This window comes from Curtobacterium sp. MMLR14_010, assembly GCF_001865015.1.
Classification (GTDB): domain Bacteria; phylum Actinomycetota; class Actinomycetes; order Actinomycetales; family Microbacteriaceae; genus Curtobacterium.
This window is the reverse complement of record NZ_MJGV01000028.1, coordinates 22,882-42,913: the sequence shown is the minus strand read 5'-3', so window position 1 is coordinate 42,913 and position 20,032 is coordinate 22,882. Positions and strand designations below refer to the sequence as shown.

The 20,032-nt window shown below is 71.4% G+C and carries 19 protein-coding genes; 15 read left to right on the top strand and 4 right to left on the bottom strand.

Features of this window, described 5'->3' with window-relative positions; genetic code table 11:
• Positions 1-289 precede the first annotated feature (289 nt).
• Together BIU98_RS07125 and BIU98_RS07120 are read right to left on the bottom strand one after the other, a co-directional pair.
• Positions 290-688 carry an MGMT family protein gene (locus BIU98_RS07125; protein ID WP_083393054.1) on the bottom strand — a complete coding sequence of 133 codons (399 nt, stop codon included), beginning with the start codon at positions 686-688 and terminating at the stop codon, positions 290-292.
• The gene (locus BIU98_RS07120; RefSeq protein WP_071273916.1) at positions 688-1,140 is read right to left on the bottom strand and encodes a GNAT family N-acetyltransferase; all 453 of its coding nucleotides are present in this window, start codon (positions 1,138-1,140) and stop codon (positions 688-690) included. Before BIU98_RS07120 ends, BIU98_RS07125 begins: the two co-directional genes overlap by 1 nt.
• A gap of 85 nt (positions 1,141-1,225) precedes the next feature.
• On the opposite strand from BIU98_RS07120, the gene BIU98_RS07115 reads away from it, so the two are divergent.
• The 9 genes from BIU98_RS07115 (at position 1,226) to BIU98_RS07075 (ending at position 12,877) form a co-directional block, all read left to right on the top strand.
• Positions 1,226-2,467, top strand: coding sequence for an ROK family transcriptional regulator (locus tag BIU98_RS07115; protein ID WP_071273913.1), 1,242 nt, complete (start codon positions 1,226-1,228; stop codon positions 2,465-2,467).
• A gap of 184 nt (positions 2,468-2,651) precedes the next feature.
• Positions 2,652-3,488 (top strand): PhzF family phenazine biosynthesis protein, encoded by an 837-nt coding sequence (locus BIU98_RS07110; protein ID WP_071273910.1) that lies wholly within the window; start codon positions 2,652-2,654, stop codon positions 3,486-3,488.
• A gap of 127 nt (positions 3,489-3,615) precedes the next feature.
• Positions 3,616-4,971 (top strand): extracellular solute-binding protein, encoded by a 1,356-nt coding sequence (locus BIU98_RS07105; RefSeq protein WP_071273907.1) that lies wholly within the window; start codon positions 3,616-3,618, stop codon positions 4,969-4,971.
• A gap of 197 nt (positions 4,972-5,168) precedes the next feature.
• Positions 5,169-6,032, top strand: a complete 864-nt coding sequence (locus BIU98_RS07100) for a carbohydrate ABC transporter permease (protein ID WP_228505522.1) — start codon at positions 5,169-5,171, stop codon at positions 6,030-6,032.
• Entirely contained in the window at positions 6,032-6,931 is a 900-nt protein-coding gene (locus tag BIU98_RS07095; RefSeq protein ID WP_071273904.1) for a carbohydrate ABC transporter permease, read from the top strand. The genes BIU98_RS07100 and BIU98_RS07095 overlap by 1 nt, the downstream gene beginning before the upstream one ends.
• 33 nt (positions 6,932-6,964) lie before the next feature.
• Positions 6,965-9,973 (top strand): glycoside hydrolase family 38 C-terminal domain-containing protein, encoded by a 3,009-nt coding sequence (locus tag BIU98_RS07090; RefSeq protein ID WP_071273901.1) that lies wholly within the window; start codon positions 6,965-6,967, stop codon positions 9,971-9,973.
• Positions 9,974-10,284: 311 nt separating this feature from the next.
• Positions 10,285-11,265 carry a hypothetical protein gene (locus tag BIU98_RS07085; RefSeq protein ID WP_217635674.1) on the top strand — a complete coding sequence of 327 codons (981 nt, stop codon included), beginning with the start codon at positions 10,285-10,287 and terminating at the stop codon, positions 11,263-11,265.
• A 9-nt stretch (positions 11,266-11,274) separates the two neighbouring features.
• Complete coding sequence (locus BIU98_RS07080; protein ID WP_071273895.1) at positions 11,275-12,021, top strand: histidine phosphatase family protein; 747 nt, start codon at positions 11,275-11,277, stop codon at positions 12,019-12,021.
• Positions 12,014-12,877, top strand: coding sequence for an NAD(P)H-hydrate dehydratase (locus BIU98_RS07075; protein ID WP_071273893.1), 864 nt, complete (start codon positions 12,014-12,016; stop codon positions 12,875-12,877). The genes BIU98_RS07080 and BIU98_RS07075 overlap by 8 nt, the downstream gene beginning before the upstream one ends.
• A gap of 203 nt (positions 12,878-13,080) precedes the next feature.
• Here the strand turns inward: BIU98_RS07075 and BIU98_RS07070 are convergent, their stop codons facing one another.
• Positions 13,081-13,518, bottom strand: coding sequence for a YdeI/OmpD-associated family protein (locus BIU98_RS07070; protein ID WP_071273890.1), 438 nt, complete (start codon positions 13,516-13,518; stop codon positions 13,081-13,083).
• 232 nt (positions 13,519-13,750) lie between these two features.
• Between BIU98_RS07070 and BIU98_RS07065 the strand changes: the two genes are divergently transcribed.
• From BIU98_RS07065 to BIU98_RS07050, 4 genes are read left to right on the top strand one after another with little or no spacing between them, the layout of a single operon-like run.
• Positions 13,751-14,902 carry an ABC transporter substrate-binding protein gene (locus BIU98_RS07065; protein ID WP_254787814.1) on the top strand — a complete coding sequence of 384 codons (1,152 nt, stop codon included), beginning with the start codon at positions 13,751-13,753 and terminating at the stop codon, positions 14,900-14,902.
• 5 nt (positions 14,903-14,907) lie between these two features.
• Positions 14,908-15,897, top strand: coding sequence for an ABC transporter permease subunit (locus BIU98_RS07060; RefSeq protein WP_083393058.1), 990 nt, complete (start codon positions 14,908-14,910; stop codon positions 15,895-15,897).
• Entirely contained in the window at positions 15,894-16,781 is an 888-nt protein-coding gene (locus BIU98_RS07055; protein ID WP_083393052.1) for an ABC transporter permease, read from the top strand. Before BIU98_RS07060 ends, BIU98_RS07055 begins: the two co-directional genes overlap by 4 nt.
• On the top strand, positions 16,778-17,848 hold the full coding sequence (locus tag BIU98_RS07050; RefSeq protein ID WP_071273881.1) for an ABC transporter ATP-binding protein: 1,071 nt from the start codon (positions 16,778-16,780) through the stop codon (positions 17,846-17,848). Before BIU98_RS07055 ends, BIU98_RS07050 begins: the two co-directional genes overlap by 4 nt.
• 165 nt (positions 17,849-18,013) lie before the next feature.
• Here the strand turns inward: BIU98_RS07050 and BIU98_RS07045 are convergent, their stop codons facing one another.
• Positions 18,014-18,493, bottom strand: a complete 480-nt coding sequence (locus tag BIU98_RS07045) for an NUDIX domain-containing protein (RefSeq protein WP_071273878.1) — start codon at positions 18,491-18,493, stop codon at positions 18,014-18,016.
• 36 nt (positions 18,494-18,529) lie between these two features.
• Here BIU98_RS07045 and BIU98_RS07040 point away from each other — a divergent pair, with 36 nt between their 5' ends.
• Together BIU98_RS07040 and nagB are read left to right on the top strand one after the other, a co-directional pair.
• Entirely contained in the window at positions 18,530-19,159 is a 630-nt protein-coding gene (locus BIU98_RS07040) for a hypothetical protein (protein WP_071273875.1), read from the top strand.
• Positions 19,160-19,220: 61 nt separating this feature from the next.
• Positions 19,221-20,006 carry a glucosamine-6-phosphate deaminase gene (gene nagB / locus BIU98_RS07035; protein WP_071273872.1) on the top strand — a complete coding sequence of 262 codons (786 nt, stop codon included), beginning with the start codon at positions 19,221-19,223 and terminating at the stop codon, positions 20,004-20,006.
• Positions 20,007-20,032 lie beyond the last annotated feature (26 nt).

Below are 20,032 nucleotides of genomic sequence, written 5' to 3'. Positions count from 1 at the left end.
ACCGATGCGACCGGGGCGGGGATCTTCGAGGAGGACGACGCGACCGTGTGGATGGTCGGGGTGGCCTGCGCGGCGGAGACGCCGAACCCGGCACCGGTGAGGATGATCGCGCCAGCGGCGGCGAGGGAGACCGTGGTCTTGGTGATCTTGCGCATGGTGAGTCCTTTGCTGGTTACACGCCGAACACACCCCGCTTGAGGGTGGAGAACCAGCGTTGTGCGGCTGGTGAGCGCCCCGGGTGTTTCCCGGTTGTGACAGTGATTCGGCGCCCCTGCCCCAGTGGTTTGGATCAGTTCTGGTCCGTTATCGGTTCGTGACCGAACAGGTCGGGCGACCAGCGCGCACGGGGCATGTCGAGCCTCCAAGCCGTGTCTCCCCAGCGCAGTGGCGTGCCCTCGACGCGGTAGTGCTCCAACGCGCGCGCCTCGTGCCGGACCGGCGGCAGTCCGCCGGACCGGACCACGCGCCACCACGGCAGGTCGGAGCCCTCGTGGGCCATGACCTTGCCCACGGCACGCGAGGCGCGGGAGCCGAGCGCAGCGGCCACGTCCCCGTAGGTCATGACGCGGCCGGACGGGATGGCGCGGACGACCTCGGCGACGGCGGCCCCGAAGTCAGCCGGGTCCGGTCGCTCGTCGTCGGGATGCGAGCCAGCGCCGGCGCAGGCGCGGCGGCCGGCCCGGGGCATCAGAGGGAGAGGACCGCGAAGTGGTCGCCGTACTGGGTCTCGCGGACGACCTCGAAGCCGACGGCGCGGAAGAAGTCCTCGGGGGAGCCCTCGCCGGGTTCGTAGACGACGGTCAGGCGCTCGAAGCCGCGCTTGCGGGCCTCGTCGGCCAGGCCGTGGACGGCGAAGCGGCCGACGCCACGGCCCTGGGCGGTGCCGGAGACGTTGACGCGCCAGATGCAGGCCTGCAGTTCCTCTTGTGCGTTGTCGGCGTCGAAGCTGCCGATGATGAGGCCCACGACCTCGTCGCCGTCGAGCACGACCCGGGGCCAGGAGGCGCTCGGCTTGACGTCCGACTCAGCGACACCGTACGTGGTGGGCTGCACGAACTGTTCCTGTCCCGGCTTGAGCGTCAGGGAGTTGGCCGCAGCGGCGGTCGAGGCGGAGAGTTCTTCGAGGCGGAGGTCCGTCATGCGGTCAGGCTAACGGTGCGAGCCCTGCCGGTGCCAGTCATGTCATCCTCCCGGGGGAGGGCGGGCTGCGCGGTATGGTCGCGGCATGGCGGAACACCGGCGCGGCGCGAACCTGCCGTCGATCGGCGGCTTCAACCGCACGGTCGTGCTCGACGCCGTCCGCCGCTCGCCCGACGGGCTGAGCCGCGTCGAGCTCGCCGGGCGCACGGGCCTCAGCGCGCAGACCGTCTCGAACGTCACGCGGTTCCTCATCGAGGCCGGCATGATCGTCGAGTCCGGCACCGTCGTCTCCGGCCGCGGCAAGCCGCGAACGATCCTGCGGCTCGAGCCGGGCAGCCGGTTCGCCGTCGGCGTGCACATCGACCCCGCCGTCGTCACCTACGTGCTGCTCGACCTCGCCGGCACCGTCGTCGCGTCCACCACGACGTCGACCCCCACGGCGGACGACCCCGAGCAGGTCGTGCGGACCATGGCGTCGGCGGTCGAGGACCTCGTGCGGACGTCCGACGTCGACGTCGACGCGGTCCTCGGGGTCGGCATCGCCAGCCCGGGGCCGATCGACGTCGACGCCGGCATCGTGCTCGACCCGCCGTTCCTGCCGCGGTGGAAGGACGTGCCCCTGCGGGACGCCCTCGCCGAGGCCACCGGCCACCCGGTGCTGCTCGAGAAGGACGTCACCGCGGCCGCCGTCGGCGAGATGTTCCTGGCGGGGGAGTCCTCGGCGCGGAACTTCGCCTTCGTGTACTTCGGCACCGGGTTCGGTGTCGGGCTCGTCGTCGACCACGAGCCCGTGCGCGGGACCGGCGGGAACGCGGGCGACGCCGGGCACATCATGGTCGAGCAGGGACCGTTCGCCGGCACCCCGGACGGGCAGGGTGACCGTGGCGAGGTCGGAGCCGCGGTCGCCCCCGAGCGCATCGTGCGGATCGCGGCATCGCGGGGACTCGACCTGGGGGACGTCACGGACCTGGGGTCGGTCGACCGGGCCTGGGACGCCTTCGCCGCCGCCATCGACGCGGGCGATCCCAGGGCGATCGAGCTCGCGGCCGAGACGGGCACCGTGATGGGCCGCGCAGCCGTCGTCATCGTGAACCTGCTCGACATCGACCGCGTGGTCTTCGGCGGGCCGTTCTGGTCGCGGGTGGCCGCAGCCGCGCTGCCGGCAGCGCGGGCGGCGATCACGGAGTCCCCGATCCTCGTGCCGAAGCACCCGGTGACGGTGGTCGAGACCGATCGCGGGGCCGACGTGGCCGCGGTCGGGGCGGCGTGCCTGGTGCTCGACGCGGCGCTGTCGCCGCGGGCGAGCGCGTTGCTGATCCGGCGCTGACGCGCGTCCGCCGGACTGGAGGCTCGGTGCCGGACCGGTGGGGAGCCTCCCGTCCGGCGTGTGGGGCGTCTCCACGCATCGAGGGAGCAGGAATCGTCGAGTGGCCTGGGCGTACTCGACGTCTTCTGCTCCCTCGACGTGGTCCATCGCCCGGGGCGGGCAGCGCCTCCGCTAGCGTCGGGGCATGGGACCCGACGTGCTCCGCTACACCGCCTTCGCTGCCGAGCCGGACGGCGGGAACCCCGCCGGGGTGGTGCTCGACGCCGCGGCGCTCTCGGACGCGGAGATGCTCGCGATCGCCGAGCGGGTCGGGTACGCGGAGACCGTGTTCGTCACCGGAGCGAGCGACGACCGCGTCCTGGTGCGGTACTTCTCGCCGGCCGCCGAGGTGCCGTTCTGCGGGCACGCGACCGTGGCCCTCGCGGTGGTGCTCGCCGAACGCGACGGTACCGGGCCGCGGGTGTTCGCGACCGCGGCGGGGGACGTCGCGCTCGAGACCACGCTCGACGAGCACGGCGCCGTGCAGGTCGCGATGACGAGCGTCGAGCCGGAGGTCCGCGAGTTCGACCCGGCGAGGCTGTTCGCGGTGCTCGGCCTCACGCCGGACGACGTCGCAGACGGGTACCCCGTGCTCGAGTCGTACGCCGGCAACTGGAACCCGGTCGTGGTGCTCGAGGACCGGGAGCTGTTCCACCAGTTCCGCTTCGACCCCGTCGTGCTGGCCGACCTCAAGCGCGAGCGGGAGTGGACGGGGACCGTCACCGTGCTGCACCCGACCGGGCCGGGGGAGTACGAGGCGCGGAACCTGTTCCCCGTCGGCCGCATCACCGAGGACCCGGCGACCGGGTCGGCCGCGGCGTCGACGGGCGCCTACCTCCGGGCGGTCGGGCGCGCGCAGGCTGGGGACCGCGTCGTGATCCGGCAGGGGCGGCACGTCGGGCGGCCGAGCATCCTGCTGGTGGACGTCACCGAGCGTGGCGGGATCACCGTCCGCGGCGGGGCGACGCCGATCGCGGGGTAGTCGCGCGGGGACCGGACACTGCGCCCGAACCGTGACGCGGAAGGGCTTGACACGGGTTAAGTCAATACGGTGGACTAACTGCGCAGCGCGGGCACTGTAGCCCGCGAATCCGTGCAAAGGAGCACCGATGAAACGCACCCGCATCATCGCTGGACTCGCAGCCGTGGCAGTCGCCGCAGTGGGTCTCGCAGGCTGCTCGAGCTCGGGGTCCGCCTCGAGTGACACCATCAAGATCGCCTACCAGAAGTTCGGCGCCTTCCAGCAGCTCGACGCCCAGATGAAGGTCGTCAAGAAGGACTACGAGAAGGCCAACCCGGGCAAGAAGGTCACGCTCGTCCCGATCCAGGCGCAGGGCAACGACTACTACACGAAGCTCGCGTTGATGAACAAGGCGCCGGCGACGGCACCCGACGTCATGTACGAGGACACCTTCCTCGTCAAGGCCGATGCCCAGGCCGGCTACCTCCTGCCGCTCGACAAGTACACGGCGAAGTGGAAGGACTGGGACCAGTTCTTCGACAACGCCAAGCAGGCCGGTGAAGGCGTCGACGGCAAGACCTACGGCGTCCCGATGGGCACCGACACCCGAGCCCTCTGGTACAACAAGGACATCTTCAAGAAGGTCGGCCTGCCCGTGCCGTGGCAGCCCAAGACCTGGGACGACGTGCTCGACGCCGCGAAGACCATCAAGCAGAAGTCCCCGGACACCATCCCGTTCAACGTCTACTCGGGCAAGGCCCAGGGCGAGGCCTCGACCATGCAGGGCTTCGAGATGCTCCTGTACGGCGCGGACGGCTCGGGCAACACGCTCTACAAGGACAAGAAGTGGGTCACGGGCTCGAAGCAGTTCCAGGACTCGCTCCAGTTCATCAAGGACGTCTACCAGGGCGACCTCGGCCCGACGCCGCAGCAGGCCCTCGACACGAACGTCGGCACCACGATCGCCCAGACGTGGCTGCCGAAGGGCAAGCTCGCGATCGACCTCGACGGCTCGTGGCAGTCGGGCACGTGGCTGAAGTCCGGCACCGCGCCGTGGCCGGAGTGGAACGACGTGATGGGTCAGGCAGCGATGCCGACGCAGAACGGCCAGGCCCCGGGCTACAACAGCATGTCGGGCGGCTGGACGCTGGCCGTCGGCAGCAAGTCGAAGAACCCGCAGGCCGCGTTCGACTTCATCACGACGTTCCTGAACAAGGACGGCTCGCTGAAGTACGACACCGAGAACAGCCAGATCGCGGTCCGCAAGGACGTCGCTGAGGACTCCGCCTACACGGACGCCAACCCGACGTTCAAGTTCTTCTCCGGGCTGGTGGAACACACCAACTTCCGCCCGGCGACGAGCGACTACTCGCAGATCTCGAACGCCGTCCAGGTCGCCATGGAGTCGGTGATGACCGGGCAGCAGTCACCGAAGCAGGCGGCCGCCGCCTACGACGACGCCGTCGTCCAGACGGTCGGCAAGGACAACACCGTCTCGGGCTGACGCAGCCGGACCATCGGACGGACTGGAGGCGCGGTGCCGTCCCGCACCGCGCCTCCAGACCGGCTCCTCCCCACCTTCGGAACCCTCTCCGCACCCGGAAGGCAACCAGCGTGTCCACCACCCCCCTCGCGCCGACCCTGTCGGCGCCCGGTGCGCCCAAGCGCACCGATCCGCCGGTCCCGCGCAAGCGGCGACCGTTGCGCAACGCCACCCGAGCCGTGCCCCTGCTGCCGGCCGTGGTCCTCCTCATCGTCTTCCTGCTCGGCCCCGTCATCTCGTCGTTCTACGGGTCGTTCACCAACTCGGCGCTCACCGGCGCCGGCGCTGCCGACCAGCAGTTCGTCGGGTTCAAGAACTACGTCGAGCTGTTCCAGGACCCGGACTTCCCGAAGTCCGTCATCCTGACGATCGTCTTCCTGTTCGCCTCGGCGGTCGTGGGGCAGAACGTCCTCGGGCTCGGCCTCGCGCTGCTCATGCGGTCGGCGAACAAGGTCGTCCGGTCGATCGTCGGCACCTTCGTCGTCGCGGCCTGGGTCCTGCCGGAGATCGTCGCCTCGTTCGCCGCCTACGCCTTCTTCAACGACGAGGGCACGCTGAACTCGTTCCTGTCGGTCTTCGGGATCAGCGGCGCGAACTGGCTCTACACGTACCCGATGCTGGCGATCATCCTCGCGAACATCTGGCGCGGGACGGCCTTCTCGATGCTCGTCTACTCGGCCGCCGTGCAAGAGGTCCCCGAGGAGATCACCGAGTCGGCCGAGGTCGACGGCGCGACCGGCTGGCAGCGACTCGTCTACATCACGCTGCCGGTGATCCGCCGGAGCATCTCCACCAACCTGATGCTGACGACGCTGCAGACCCTGTCGGTGTTCACGCTCATCTACGTGATGACCGGTGGTGGGCCGGGGACGAACTCGTCGACCCTGCCGATCCTGGCGTACCAAGAGGCGTTCAAGTTCTCGCAGCTCGGCTTCGGGACGGCGATCGCGACGATCCTGCTCGTGGTGGGAGCCGTCTTCTCGATCATCTACATCAAGGCACTGAAGCCGGAGGTGGACTGATGGCACTCACTGCTGACCGTCCCGTGTCCAACGCCACCCGTTCGGTGACCGCGCCGGGCGCGCTCCACATGACGTCACCCCGCGGCCGCACCATGCGGTGGACGGCGAACGTCGTCCTGCTCGTCATCGCGGCGTGCTTCGCGGTGCCGCTGCTCTGGCTGGTGTTCGCCTCGCTCGACGCCCAGGCATCGCTCTCCGTGAAGATCCCGTCGCAGTTCACCCTCGACAACTTCGCGAAGGTGCTCACGCCCGAGCTGTCGTTCATCCCGCTCGCCAACAGCCTGCTGCTCTCCGGGGGCACGGCCGTCGTCACCGTGGTCGTCGCGCTCCTGGCGGCGTACCCGCTGTCCCGGTACAAGATGCGCGTGAACAAGCCGTTCCTGTACAGCATCCTGTTCGGGACCGGCCTGCCGATCACCGCGATGATGGTGCCCGTCTACGCGCTGTTCGTGTCGCTCAACCTCATCGACAACATCTACGGCTGCATCTTCTTCCTCGCCGCGACCAGCCTGCCGATGGCGATCTGGATGGCGAAGAACTTCATGGACTCGGTCCCGATCTCGCTCGAGGAAGCGGCCTGGACCGACGGCGCGTCCATGTTCACCACGCTGACCCGGATCGTCATCCCGCTGATGCGCCCGGGCATCGCGGTCGTGTTCATCTTCGTGTTCATCCAGGCGTGGGGGAACTTCTTCGTCCCGTTCGTCCTGCTGCTCTCGCCCGACAAGGTGCCCGCCGCGGTGAGCATCTTCAACTTCTTCGGGCAGAACGGTGCCGTCGCCTACGGGCAGCTGGCCGCGTTCTCCATCGTCTACTCCGTGCCCGTCATCGCGCTCTACGTGATCGTGTCCCGCGGCCTCGGCGGGGGCAACGCCCTCGCCGGTGGCATCAAGGGCTGACCGAACTCCACCGCTGGGAAGGAACCCATCTCCATGCACCATGACGAACCGCTCGTCCACGCCCGCATCGCCCGTCTCGTCCGGGACCGGGTCGACCCCGCCGTCCACCGGCGCTCGGCCCCGGTCACCATCGAGGCCTGGGAGGTGCCGGGTGAACCGGTGCCGTTCGACTCGGCGGTGACGCAGTCGTTCACGCCGTTCACGGTCGGGTCCCCGTGGGGTGGCCGGCCGTGGGGCACGACGTGGTTCCGGGTGACCGGGACCGTGCCGGCCGACTTCGGGACGGCCGAGGGCACCGCGGCGGAGCTGTTCGTCGACCTCGGGTTCTCGAAGCGACACCCCGGGTTCCAGGCCGAGGGGCTCGCGTACCGTGCCGACGGCACGACGATCAAGGCCGTCGAGCCGCGGAACAACGCCGTCCCGCTCGAGGTCGGTCCCGGGGAGTCGTTCGAGCTCTACGTCGAGGCCGGCGCGAACCCGGACATCGGCGGCGACTCGTTCCAGGGGGCGACGCCCCTCGGGTCGCGTTCGACCGCCGGGGACGAGCCGATCTACCGGTTGAAAGCACTGGAGGTCGTCGAGCGTGACGACACCGTGTGGGAGCTGCAGCAGGACCTCTGGGTCCTGCGCGGCCTGATGGCGGAGCTGCCGACCGACGGCACCCGCGGCGCGGACATCCTCCGGGCGCTCGAGCGGGCCGCCGACGCACTCGACCCGGACGACGTCGCCGGTTCGGCCGCTACGGCGCGCTCGGTGCTCGAGCCCGTGCTGGCCGTCCCCGCCTCGGCCGCCGCGCACCGGGCGATCGCCGTCGGGCACGCGCACATCGACTCCGCCTGGCTGTGGCCCGTGCGCGAGACGAAGCGCAAGTGCGCCAGGACCTTCTCCAACGTGCTCGACCTGATGGACCGCGACCCCGACTTCACGTTCGCGTGCTCGTCCGCGCAGCAGTACGCCTGGATGCGGGACGAGTACCCCTCCGTGTTCGCGCGGATCAAGCAGCGCGTCGCCGAGGGCCGATGGATCCCAGTCGGTGGCATGTGGGTCGAGTCGGACACGAACCTGCCCGGTGGCGAGGCCCTGGCGCGGCAGTTCGTCGCCGGCAAGCGCTTCTTCCTCGAGGAGTTCGGCATCGACACCCCCGAGGCCTGGCTCCCCGACTCGTTCGGGTACACCGGCGCCCTGCCGCAGATCATCCGCGCGGCCGGGTCGAAGTGGTTCGTCACGCAGAAGCCCTCGTGGAACGAGACGAACGTCATCCCGCACACGTCCTTCCACTGGGAGGGCATCGACGGCTCCCGTGTCCTGACGCACCTGCCCCCGGCGGACACGTACAACTCCGACGTCTCGCCCGCCGACCTGCACCGCGGGGAGCGCCAGAACAAGGAGCGCGGCACCGCGAACACGTCGATGCTGCTCTACGGCTTCGGCGACGGCGGTGGCGGACCCACCCGCGAGATGGTCGGCGCCGCGCACCGGCAGCACGACCTCGACGGCTCACCACGCGTGACGCTCGGCACGCCGGCCCAGGTGTTCGAGCAGCTCGAGCAGGAGCTCCCGACGCCCGGTGTCTGGTCGGGGGAGATGTACCTCGAGTTCCACCGCGGTACCTACACGTCGCAGATCCGGACGAAGCAGGGCAACCGCCGCTCGGAGCACCTGCTCCGCGAGGCCGAGCTCTGGGCGGCCACGGCAGCGGTCCGGCTCGGTGCGGCGTACCCGTACGCCGAGCTCGAGGAGGCCTGGCACACGGTGCTGCTCCAGCAGTTCCACGACATCCTGCCGGGGTCCTCGATCGCCTGGGTCTACGAGAACGCCGAGGAGCACTACGCCCGTGTCGCGTCCGTGCTCAACGGGCTCATCGGGACCGCGACGACCGCGCTCGCGGGTGGTGACGACGACGGGTCGATTGTCCAGTTCAACGCCTCGCCCGTCGCGGCGGGGGACGTGACCGCCCTGGGTGGTTCCGTCGGCGTGCCGGCGCGACCCGTGCCTCCCGTCCGCTCCGGTGACGGCTTCGTCTTCGACACCGGCATGGTGCAGGCGACCATCGACGGTGCCGGCCACGTCGTGTCGTTCGTCGAGCGCGCGTCCGGACGTGACGCGATCGCCCCCGGCTCGGCCGCCGCGGAGTACACCGTGTTCCGCGACACCCCGAACCAATGGGAAGCGTGGGACATCGACCGCGCCTACCAGCGCAACGGGAAGCCGCTGGAGGCGAGCTCCGTGACGATCGACGGAGACACCCTCGTCGTGGTCCGTCCGACCGGGGGATCCACCGTCACGACGCGCTACTCCGCCGTCGAGGGCGAGACGGAGCTCGTCGTCGAGACCGAGGTCGACTGGCACGAGCAGCAGAAGCTCCTGAAGCTGGCGTTCCCGCTCGACCTCAAGGCCGACCAGGCCTCGAGCGAGATCCAGTTCGGCCACATCGACCGGCCGACGCACCAGAACACCTCGTGGGACTTCGCCCGCTTCGAGACCGCGGCGCACCGCTGGGTGCACGTCGCGGAGCCCGGGTTCGGCGTCGCGGTGGCGAACGACTCCACCTACGGACACGACATCACCCGGGCCACCCGGCCCGACGGCGGCACGACGACGCTCGTCCGCGAGTCGCTGCTGCGTGGGCCGACGTTCCCGGACCCGCACGCCGACCAGGGACACCACGTGTTCCGCACGGTGCTGCGCGTGGGTGCCTCGGTGCTCGACGCGGCGGACTCCGGCTACCGGCTGAACCTGCCGGTGCGGTCGGCTCCCGGGACGGCTGTCGTGGAGCCGCTCGTCGTGGTGGCGTCGCCGCAGGTGTTCGTCGAGGCCGTCAAGCTCGCCGAGGACCGATCGGGGGACGTCATCGTCCGGTTGTACGAGGCACTCGGCGGTCGGGCGACCGGCGTCGGCGTGGACTTCGGGTTCGAGGTCGGTTCGGTGACCCAGGTGGACCTGCTCGAGCGGCCGCTCGGGGCGACGTGGGACGCGGGCTCGCCGGTGTCGCTGACGCTCCGCCCGTTCGAGATCGTCACGCTGCGGGTGCAGCGGGCGTAGAGCCGCGACGCCGGACGGGCACGGGTGCGTCCGTCCGGCGTCGTGTGGGGGTGGGGTGGGTCGCGCGCGCTTCGGCCCGCCTGCGCTGAGTTGGCGGGTCGTTTCGCGCGTGGGGAGTCGAATCGCGCGTAGGGAGTCGAATCGCGCGTAGGGGGTCGGTTCTTCCGGCCCCCGACGCGCGATTCCGCTGTGCATCGCGGCTGGTGTGGGAAGGAACGGGAACTCCTCCACACCATGCCAGCCGGGAGGCTCGTCCCCAGGCCGGCACATCGGCTCGCCTGGTGCTGTGGGCAGCGGGCACCGTGGGCGGCATGGAACCTCCACTGCCCATCCACCGCGCGACACCGACACGAGAAGCCGGGCGAACCGGTTCGGCGATGCGCCGCCGTACGGCCCGAGAAGGGCCGGACCGACTCGTCCGCGTCGGTCCGAACGCCTTCGTCCGGGCCGTCGAGTGGGACGCCGCGGGGCCTCGGACCCGTTACGTCACCCGCGTCCACGCACGGCTGGCGCGGCTCGGAGAACCCGCGACGGCCTCACACCTGTCGGCGGCGGCGCTGCTGGGTCTGCCGTCCCTGCGCGGGTGGCCGGAGGAGGTGCACGTCACCGTGCCGAGGTCCCGCTACCGGAGCCGCACCACCGGACTCGTCCTGCACACCAGGCCGCTCCACCCGAGCGAGGCGGTCCGGAGCGGCAACGTCCTCGTCACGACCGTCCCGCGCACGGTCGTCGACGTCGCGCTCACCGCGGACGTCCGTGCCGCCGTGGTGCTGACGGACTCGGCGCTCCGGAACGGGACGACGCTGCCCGACCTCCGGCGCGCGCTCGACGCCCACCCGGCTGCCCGTGGCCGGCGAGTCGCTGAGCTCGTGCTCGACCTGGCTGACGGACGGTCGGGGTCCGCGGCGGAGTCCTTCGCCCGCGTCGTCTTCCGTGAGCTCGGTCTGCCGGAGCCGGTCCTGCAGCAGGAGTTCGTGGTCGATGGTCGGCGGATCGTCGTCGACTTCTGGTTCCCGGAGCAGGGCGTCGTGGTCGAGGTCGACGGCCGGGCGACGTACACGCAGGTTCGGTACCTCGCCGGGCGCTCCCCGACCGAGGTCTTCCTCGACGAGAAGCGACGGCAGGAGGCCTTGCTGACCGTGCCCGACGTCCGCAGGGTCGTGCGGACCGAGTGGCGGGACCTCCACGAGCCCGCGTCGCTCGCACACCGACTGCGTGCGGCCGGACTCCCGTGCGCGGTCCGGCCCGGCCCGAGCGCGATCCTGGCTACGGCCGGAGCCAGTGCGGCCTAGCGTGGCTGCATGTCAGTCACCGAGATCTGGCTCGTCCGCCACGGGGAGTCCACCGCGAACGTCGCTGCCGGTCGAGCGCAGGCCGCCGGGGCCGACGTCATCGAGATCGACCACCGCGATGCCGACGTGCCGCTGAGTCCGCTCGGCGAGGAACAGTCGAGGGCACTCGGTTCCGAGCTCGCGGAGCGCGGGGTGGACGACGTCCCCGTCGTGCTGTGGGTCTCGTCCTACCTCCGAGCGCAGCAGACGATCGCCATCGCGCTCGAAGCCGGAGGGTTGCCCGAGCCGACGAAGCGCGTCGACGAACGGCTGCGTGACCGGGAGCTCGGCGTGCTCGACCGCCTCACCCGCACCGGTGCCAGGAACCTGCACCCCGACGAGGAACAGCGCCGCGATCGGCTCGGGAAGTACTACCACCGGCCGGCCGGTGGGGAGTCCTGGGTCGACGTCAAGCTCCGACTGCGCTCCCTGCTCGCCGACGTCGACCGCATCGACGGTGCCGAGCGGCTCGTCGTCGCCGCACACGACGCCGTCGTCATGCTCGTCGTCGCGATCTGCCTCGACCTCGACGAGACCGCTCTCATGGACTTCGCGGCCGACCACACCGTCGCCAACGCCTCGCTGACGCGGCTCCGCCGTGACGCCGTCGGGAGCCCATGGACGCTCGAGGAGTTCTCGGGCACCGGGCACCTCGACGAGGACCCTGCAGCGGAAGTCACCGAGCACGAAGGACGGAAGGACGACGTCCATGTCTGAGCCCACCCCGGTCACCCCGAACCTGCTGCGCGAGTGGGCGCTCCCGGACACCGGCGGCAGCAAGTACGGCCGCGGGCAGGTGCTCGTCATCGGCGGAGCCGCGAAGACCCCCGGTGCGGCGATGCTCTCGGCGACCGCGGCCCTGCGGGTCGGCGGCGGGCGTCTGACGCTCGCCGTGGCACGCAGCGTCGCCCTGCACGTCGCCGTCGCGCTGCCGGAGTCGGGCGTCCAGCCCCTCGACGAGGACGATGGCGGCCACGTGGCCGTCGGGGCGATCCAGAGTCTGACGGACGACCTCAGCAGTGCGGACGCTGTGCTCGTCGGGCCCGGCCTCGACGAGCCCGAGGGCAGTCGCGACCTCGTGGCCGGCCTCGCTGCCGCAGTGGGCGACGAGACCGTCGTCGTGCTCGACGCCTTCGCGCTCGGCGTCGCAGCCGACCTGGTCGACGAGCTCGCACCGCTCCGCGGGCGGCTCGTGATGACGCCGAACTCGGGTGAGGCCGAGCGCCTCCTCGGACACGACGCGTCCGACGACCACACCGACGCCGCAGAGATCGCCGAGCGCTTCGGTGCCGTCGTGTCGCTCGGCGGGGTCGTCGCCGCGCCGGACGGCCGTGCGTGGGCGAAGGGCACCGGAGCAGGCGGCCTCGGGACCAGCGGGAGCGGCGACGTCCTCTCCGGCGCCATCACCGGGTTGCTCGCCCGCGGCGCCGACGTGGCGCAGGCCACCGTGTGGGCGACCCAGGTGCACGCCGCCGCGGGGGACCGTCTCGCCGTGCAGGTCGGGCCCATGGGGTACCTGGCGAGCGAGCTGCTGAACGAGATCCCGCGCGTCCTGGTCGAGTTCGGCGCCTGAGGCCGCGGCACCCGGTCCCGGCACTCGATCGCGGCGTGACGACGGGCGCGCGTTCCTTCCCACACCGATAGCGATGGGAAGTCTTTTCGCGCGTAGTGGGTCGGAACGAACGACCGCCTGCGCGCGGAACAACTCGCCACGCGGGAAAGTACCGGCGAAGGCGAGAGGGCGCCGAACGATCCGCCCGCCGCCCTCCGCGACCCCTACCCGCGGAGCGACTCCACCGCCTTCGCCACCCGGCGGGCACGGGTCTCCGGCGCCTTCGCCTGCGTCACCGGGTCGACCAGTGCCCGCTGCCGGGAGGCCGACAGCGTGTCGAACGCCGCCCGGACCCTGGCCTCGGCGAACGCGGCCGCGAGGTCCTCGGGTACGTCGACCGACCGTGGCAGCGTGTCGAGGGTGAGCGTCACCACGACCGAGTCCCCGGCGGCGACGCCTGACGCCTCGCGGTGTTCGGCGGACAGCGGCACCAGGAACTGCTCGTTCATCACGCCCACCGTCGAGCGGTAGGTGTAGCCGCCGTCCAGCGTGACCACCACGGCAGGGCGTTTCCCGGAACCCAGCGCCTCGATGACGTCGGACGGGACGGGGAGCCCGGTCGCCGTCTTCCGCGCCTGCAGGACCGTCGTCGTGAACTGCATCCGAGCCTCCAGGCCGTCAGTGGCGCCGACGGCGCCGTCCCCATCGACTGCGGAGTCGACAGTGCCGACGGCGCTGCCAGCACCCTCATGAAGAAGTGGACAGAACCGTACAACCGCACGCGCTGTTCCGCCACCGTTCACCGTCGGAGCAGCCGCCGGAAACCGGCCGCGCCCACGATCGTCGACGAACCCGACTCCTCGGGCTCAACCAGAGCACCCGAAAGGCACCACCGTGCAGTACAAGCGCACCATGGCCGGCCTCGCGCTGGCAGCCGCCGCCGTCGTCACCCTCGCCGGCTGCTCCGCCACGAGCTCCGCATCGACCGGCGCCGGCGGCGGCAGCGACACCGACTGGAAGACCGCCACGAGCGCCGAGAGCGCCGGCGGCATGGACGCCCTCGTGAAGGCCGCGAAGGCCGAGGGCAAGCTCAACGTCATCGCCCTCCCGCCGACCTGGGCCAACTACGGCAAGATCATCGACGGCTTCCAGAAGCAGTACGGCATCACGGTCAGCTCGGCGAACCCGAACGGCTCGAGCGCCGACGAGGTCGCCGCGGTGAAGTCGCAGCAGGGCCAGGACACCGCCCCGGACGTGCTCGACCTGGGCAACGCCGTCCTGCAGCAGAACCTCGGCCTGCTCACGGACTACAAGGTCGCGAACTGGGACGACATCCCGACGGCGCTGAAGGACGAGCAGGGCGCCTGGACGCGCGACTACACGGGCCTGATGTCGATCGGCTACGACTCGAGCAAGGTCAAGACGGCACCGAAGGACCTGGACGACCTGCTCGATCCGCAGTACAAGGGCAAGGTCTCGATCGCGGGCGACCCGACGCAGGCGAACCAGGCCGCGAGCGCGGTCTACCTCGCGGCGCTGGAGAACGGCGGCTCGGCGGACGACATCACCGAGGGCGTCGACTACTTCGGCAAGCTCAAGGCCGCCGGCAACTGGCAGAACGTGCTGCCGACGCAGGCGACGGTCGCCTCGGGTGAGACGCCCGTCGTGGTCCAGTGGTCGTACAACAACCTCGCGTGGGGCCCCGCCGCCGGCGCGAGCGGGAACAAGAACTGGAAGACGGTCGTGCCGAAGGGCGACGCACTCGGCTCGTACTACGCGCAGGCGATCAACAAGGACGCCCCGCACCCCGCGGCCGCCCGCCTGTGGCAGGAGTACATCGCCAGCCCGACCGCGCAGAACCTGTACCTGCAGGCCGGCGCCTTCCCCGCCACGCTCGCCGCGATGGAGAAGTCCGGCAAGGTCGACCAGGATGCCCTGGACGCCGCCGGTGGCGCGCCGAAGGACTACGTCGAGCTGAGCGACGACCAGGTGACCGCGGCCGCCAAGGTCCTGGCCGCCAAGTGGTCCTCGACGATGGGCTCCTGACCAGCATGACCACCGCATCGGCACCGGCAGCACCCCCGGCCCCCGCGTCCACCGGTGCCGATGCACCCAGCAACGACACCAGCACGAGCACGTCGTCCAGCCCCCGCGGCGACGTCGGACACCGCGGCGACGTCGGACCCCGCGTCCGGCGTCGCCCCGGCCTCGCCTGGCTCGGCCTCCTGCCGTTCAGCGTGTACGTCGCCCTGTTCCTCGCCGTCCCCGCGGTCGTCGCCGTCGGCAGCGGGTTCTTCGACGCCGCCGGACGCCCGACGCTGGCGAACCTCGCCGCGTTCACCGACCCGAGCATCCTCCGTGCCTTCGGGGCATCGGCCGCGCTCTCGGCGGTCTCCGCCGTGATCGGCGCCGTCGTCGGTGCGGTCGTCTGCTGGGCGCTCTCCGCGCTCCGGCCCGACGGCCTGGTCCGCTCGATGATCGACTCGGTCGCCAGCGTCCTCGCACAGTTCGGTGGCGTGATGCTCGCGTTCGCGTTCATCGCCACGATCGGCGCCCAGGGCCTCATCACCACGTGGCTCATCGCGACGTTCCACTGGGACATCAACGCGAACGGCGCCTTCCTCTACACGGTCCCCGGGCTCGTGATCCCCTACCTCTACTTCCAGGTGCCGCTCATGGTCCTCACCTTCATGCCGGCGTTCGAGGGCGTGAAGGCCCAGTGGGGCGAGGCCGCCGCCACCCTCGGTGCCTCCCGCGCCACGTACTGGCGCCGGATCGCCCTCCCCGTGCTCGCCCCGGCGTTCTGGGGATCGCTGCTCCTGCTCTTCGCGAACGGGTTCTCCTCGTTCGCCACCGCCGCAGCGCTCATCTCGCAGGGCGGCATCGTCCCGCTGACGATCCGGCAGCAGCTCACCAGCGAGACGATCATCGGCCTGCAGAACGTCGCCGGGGTTCTCGCCCTCGGCATGGTCGTCGTGATGGCCGTGGTCATGAGCGCCTACGCGCTCCTGCAGCGCCGGGCCGCCAGGTGGCAGCGATGAGCGCGGCGGCTCCCTCCGCGCCGGTGGCCGGGTCGACACGGCCTGGAGGCCCGGCTCGCCTCCGCCGCTTCGGCGCCGCCCCGTCACGGGTCACCGCCACGGTCGTCCTCGCGCTCGTCGGCCTCGTCTTCGCGGTGCCGATCCTGGCGCTGGTGCAGTTCACGTTCCGGCAGGGCACCGACGGCAGCCTGACGGGCGCGCACTACGCCGCGATCGCCGACCCCGTGAACCGCGGCACCTACCAGCCGGTGTTCGACGGACTCGGGGCGTCGCTCGTCATCGCCGTGATCACCGTGGCGATCATCCTGCTGGTGCTGCTACCCGCGCAGCTCATCACCGCGCTGCGGTACCCCCGGCTCCGTCGGCTGCTCGAGTTCGTCTGCATCGTGCCGATCACCGTCCCCGCGGTGGTGCTCGTCGTCGGGTTCGTGCCCGTCTACCAGGTGGTCTCCCGGGTCGCCGGCTCCGGTGCCTGGACGCTGGCCTTCGCGATCGGCATCATCTCGCTGCCCTTCGCGTTCCGCCCCATCGCCGCCGCGATCACCGCGACCGACATGACGACGCTGTCCGAGGCCGCCAGGTCCCTCGGCGCCTCGTGGTGGACCGTCACGTGGCGGGTGCTCCTGCCGAACCTCCGCCGTGGTGTCCTCGCCGCGTGCTTCCTCGCGATCACCGTCGTCCTCGGCGAGTACACCCTCGCCTCCTTCCTCTCCCGCACCACCTTCCAGACCGCACTCGTGCTCGTGCAGCAGACCGACCCCTACGTGGCCGCGATCTTCTCGCTCGGCGCGCTGCTGTTCGGCTTCGTGCTGCTCGTCGCCATCGGCCGGATCGGACGGCGCCGCACGCGCGCCGGCCGGTCCCGCACCAAGGAGTCCGCATGACCGTCACCGCTCCGGCCGCCCCCGCGTCGCTCGTCGCGACCGGCGCCGCCGTCGAACTGCAGGCCGTCGAGAAGCGCTACGGCACACACCGCGCCCTCGCCGGACTGTCGCTCCGGGTCGAGCCGGGGGAGTTCCTCTCGCTCCTCGGCCCGTCCGGCTGCGGCAAGACCACCGCGCTCCGGGCGCTCGCCGGGCTCGAGGCCGTCGACGCCGGCGCCATCCTGATCGACGGCGTGGACGTCGCGAGCATCCCCGCGAACAAGCGCGACATGGGGATGGTCTTCCAGCAGTACTCGCTGTTCCCACACATGACCGTGCGGCAGAACGTGGCGTTCGGTCTCGAGATGCGCAGGGTGCCGTCATCCGAGCGGAAGTCGCGGGTCGTGGACGCGCTCGACATGGTGCACCTCGCCGACTTCGCCGATCGCTTCCCGCACCAGCTCTCCGGCGGGCAGCAGCAGCGCGTGGCCCTGGCGCGTGCGCTCGTCACCCGACCCCGCGTGCTGCTCCTCGACGAGCCGCTCTCGGCGCTCGACGCGAAGGTGCGGGTGTCCCTCCGCGAGGAGATCCGCCGCATCCAGTCCGACCTCGGCATCACCACCGTGTTCGTCACCCACGACCAGGAGGAAGCGCTCGCCGTCTCCGACCGCATCGCCGTGATGAACGCGGGCGACGTGGAGCAGATCGGCACGCCCGAGGAGCTCTACCGCTCCCCGTCCTCGGCGTTCACGGCGGACTTCGTCGGGCAGTCGAACCGGATGCGTGGTGACCTGCGTGGCGGTGACGTCTTCGTGTACGGGTTCCGCGTGCCGGCCCTCGACACCCGAGTGGAGGACGGCCCCGTGCTCGCCATCGTCCGACCGGAGGACATCGCCTTCGCGCCCGAGGGTGTCACCGGCACCGTCGTCTCCTCGAGCTTCCTGGGCTCGATCCGTCGCACGACCGTCCGCCTCGACGACGACACCGTCGTCACCGTCCAGCACGAGGTCGCCGACCGCCGGACCACCGGCCAGGCGGTCGCGGTGCGCCTGCTCGGCGCACCGGTCGCGGTCGCCCCGCTCGCGTAGGCGGCCGGCCGCGGCCGGCCGGCCGCCGCCGCCGCCGGGCCGAGTCTCGGTCCGGCGGACAGATCGCGCCGTCCCGGAGGCGCGCGACGTCCGCCCAGCCGAGTCTCGCCGGACGGGAGGCTCGTGGCGGGGCCGGTACGAGCCTCCAGGCCGGTGGGTGGTGGGTCAGCGCTGGAAGCGCGCCTGCGGGTCGTCGGCCAGACCGGCCTCCACGCGACGCCGCATGTCGTCGGACATCGGCGGCAGGTCGGTGACAGAGGCCCAGAACGCCTCGGTGTTCTCCCCATCGGCGGGAGCGGGCTGCCCGGACACCCACCGGCACGCGAAGACCAGGTCGAGGTACTGCGCCCGGTCGCCGTTCGGGTAGGTCATCTCGGGCAGCGCCTGCACCCACACCAGGCGTTCCGCCACGGCGACGACGTCGGCTTCCTCGAGCACCTCGCGCTCGGCGGCGACGGCCGGTTCCTCGCCCGGGTCGACGATCCCGGTCACCGGGGTCAGCGCGCCGGTGTCCGCGCGACGGACGACCAGGAGCTCGCGAGCGTCACCCTCGCCGCGGGTCACGACGGCGGTGACCCCGGTCAGCCAGAGCAGGTCGGTGCCGATCTTCTCGCGGAGGGACAGGACGAAGTCGGGCGTGGGCATGCGGCCACGGTACCCAGGCGTGGATACGCTCGGGGCATGGCACGCGGCGACAGGGCGCTCGAGGTGCGGTCCGACCAGGGGGTCTGGGCCGATGGACTGCGACTCGCGGTCGCCGGGGTCGTGCGCGCGGTGACGCCGGGGCGACGGCGGGTGCTGACCGTGTCGCTCGGCGTCGTCGCCCTCGGGCTCGTCGTGGCGGTCGTCGTCGGACTCGTGCGGGGGATGACCTCGCCGGTCGTCTCGGTCGTGGTGCTCGTCGGGACCGCGGCGCTCGTGGCGTACCTGGTCGTGGCCGTCGAGCTCGTGCTCTGGACCATGGCCGATCGTCGACGCGTGGCACCGTCCGAGGTCGACCCCGAGCGACTGGCCCGGGTCCACCAGACGATCGCCGCCGGGAACGCCTCATCGGTGGATCCCGCAGACCGCCGGGCCCTGGTACGGTTCGCCCGCGTCCAGCAGACCGCCCTGCCCGCGACCGTGCTGGTGCACGCGCTCGGCGTCAGCGTGGGGGTGCTGCTCGGAGCACTCGAGGTCTTCGCCGGGTCCGCCGGCCTGGTCGTGCTGGTGCTCGCCGTGCTCATCGTGGCCGTGTCGGCGTGGTCGCTCCGCGGGGCGGTCCGGGCGCTCGGGTCGACGCCGGAGCTGGTGGCGCTGGACGCGTCCTGATCCGTGCTGGTGTTGCGCAACAGACTGACGCCTACTGGTCATGACCAGTAGGGTGTGATCCGTGGAGATCATCATCCTGCCCACGCCGGCGGAGGTCGGTCGCGTCGCCGCGGCCAAGATCGCGTCGGTCGTCGCCGAGAAGCCGTCCGCGGTCGTCGGACTCGCCACGGGGTCGAGCCCCCAGGGCATCTACGCCGACCTGCAGCGCCGCGTCGCGGCCGGGGAGCTCTCGTTCGCCCAGGCGCGCGGGTTCGCCCTCGACGAGTACGTCGGCATCCCCCTCGAGCACCCCGAGTCGTACGCGAGCGTCATCGCCCGCGACGTCGTGGGCCCGCTCGGCTTCGACCCGTCGCGGGTCCGCGTGCCCGACGGCCGCGCCGACGACATCGAGTTCGCCGCCAAGGAGTACGACGCCGCGATCCGTGCTGCCGGCGGGATCGACGTGCAGATCCTCGGCATCGGCGCGAACGGCCACATCGGTTTCAACGAGCCGACGTCCTCGTTCGCCTCGCGCACCCGCATCAAGACCCTCGCGCCCTCGACCCGCGAGGCCAACGCGCGCTTCTTCGACTCGCTCGACCAGGTCCCGACGCACTGCATGACGCAGGGGCTCGGCACGATCCTCGAGGCCCGCCAGCTCGTCCTCGTCGCCCAGGGCTCGTCGAAGGCCGACGCCGTGGCCGCCGCGGTCGAGGGGCCGCTGTCGTCCTTCGTGCCCGGGTCGGCGCTGCAGCTGCACCAGCACGCGACCGTCGTCGTCGACGAGGAAGCGGCCGCCGGGCTCCAGCTCGCCGACTACTACCGGTACACGTACGCGAACAAGCCGTCCTGGCAGCGGTTCGAGTAGGCCGCCAGGTGCAGGTGCAGGTGCAG

What these genes read in the sequence shown, in the direction of transcription:
- BIU98_RS07125 (WP_083393054.1), bottom strand. Translation starts at nt 688, where the DNA reads ATGCCCCGGGCCGGCCGCCGCGCCTGCGCCGGCGCTGGCTCGCATCCC.
- BIU98_RS07120 (WP_071273916.1), bottom strand. Translation starts at nt 1,140, where the DNA reads ATGACGGACCTCCGCCTCGAAGAACTCTCCGCCTCGACCGCCGCTGCG.
- BIU98_RS07115 (WP_071273913.1), top strand. Translation starts at nt 1,226, where the DNA reads ATGGCGGAACACCGGCGCGGCGCGAACCTGCCGTCGATCGGCGGCTTC.
- BIU98_RS07110 (WP_071273910.1), top strand. Translation starts at nt 2,652, where the DNA reads ATGGGACCCGACGTGCTCCGCTACACCGCCTTCGCTGCCGAGCCGGAC.
- BIU98_RS07105 (WP_071273907.1), top strand. Translation starts at nt 3,616, where the DNA reads ATGAAACGCACCCGCATCATCGCTGGACTCGCAGCCGTGGCAGTCGCC.
- BIU98_RS07095 (WP_071273904.1), top strand. Translation starts at nt 6,032, where the DNA reads ATGGCACTCACTGCTGACCGTCCCGTGTCCAACGCCACCCGTTCGGTG.
- BIU98_RS07090 (WP_071273901.1), top strand. Translation starts at nt 6,965, where the DNA reads ATGCACCATGACGAACCGCTCGTCCACGCCCGCATCGCCCGTCTCGTC.
- BIU98_RS07085 (WP_217635674.1), top strand. Translation starts at nt 10,285, where the DNA reads ATGGAACCTCCACTGCCCATCCACCGCGCGACACCGACACGAGAAGCC.
- BIU98_RS07080 (WP_071273895.1), top strand. Translation starts at nt 11,275, where the DNA reads ATGTCAGTCACCGAGATCTGGCTCGTCCGCCACGGGGAGTCCACCGCG.
- BIU98_RS07075 (WP_071273893.1), top strand. Translation starts at nt 12,014, where the DNA reads ATGTCTGAGCCCACCCCGGTCACCCCGAACCTGCTGCGCGAGTGGGCG.
- BIU98_RS07070 (WP_071273890.1), bottom strand. Translation starts at nt 13,518, where the DNA reads ATGCAGTTCACGACGACGGTCCTGCAGGCGCGGAAGACGGCGACCGGG.
- BIU98_RS07060 (WP_083393058.1), top strand. Translation starts at nt 14,908, where the DNA reads ATGACCACCGCATCGGCACCGGCAGCACCCCCGGCCCCCGCGTCCACC.
- BIU98_RS07055 (WP_083393052.1), top strand. Translation starts at nt 15,894, where the DNA reads ATGAGCGCGGCGGCTCCCTCCGCGCCGGTGGCCGGGTCGACACGGCCT.
- BIU98_RS07050 (WP_071273881.1), top strand. Translation starts at nt 16,778, where the DNA reads ATGACCGTCACCGCTCCGGCCGCCCCCGCGTCGCTCGTCGCGACCGGC.
- BIU98_RS07045 (WP_071273878.1), bottom strand. Translation starts at nt 18,493, where the DNA reads ATGCCCACGCCCGACTTCGTCCTGTCCCTCCGCGAGAAGATCGGCACC.
- BIU98_RS07040 (WP_071273875.1), top strand. Translation starts at nt 18,530, where the DNA reads ATGGCACGCGGCGACAGGGCGCTCGAGGTGCGGTCCGACCAGGGGGTC.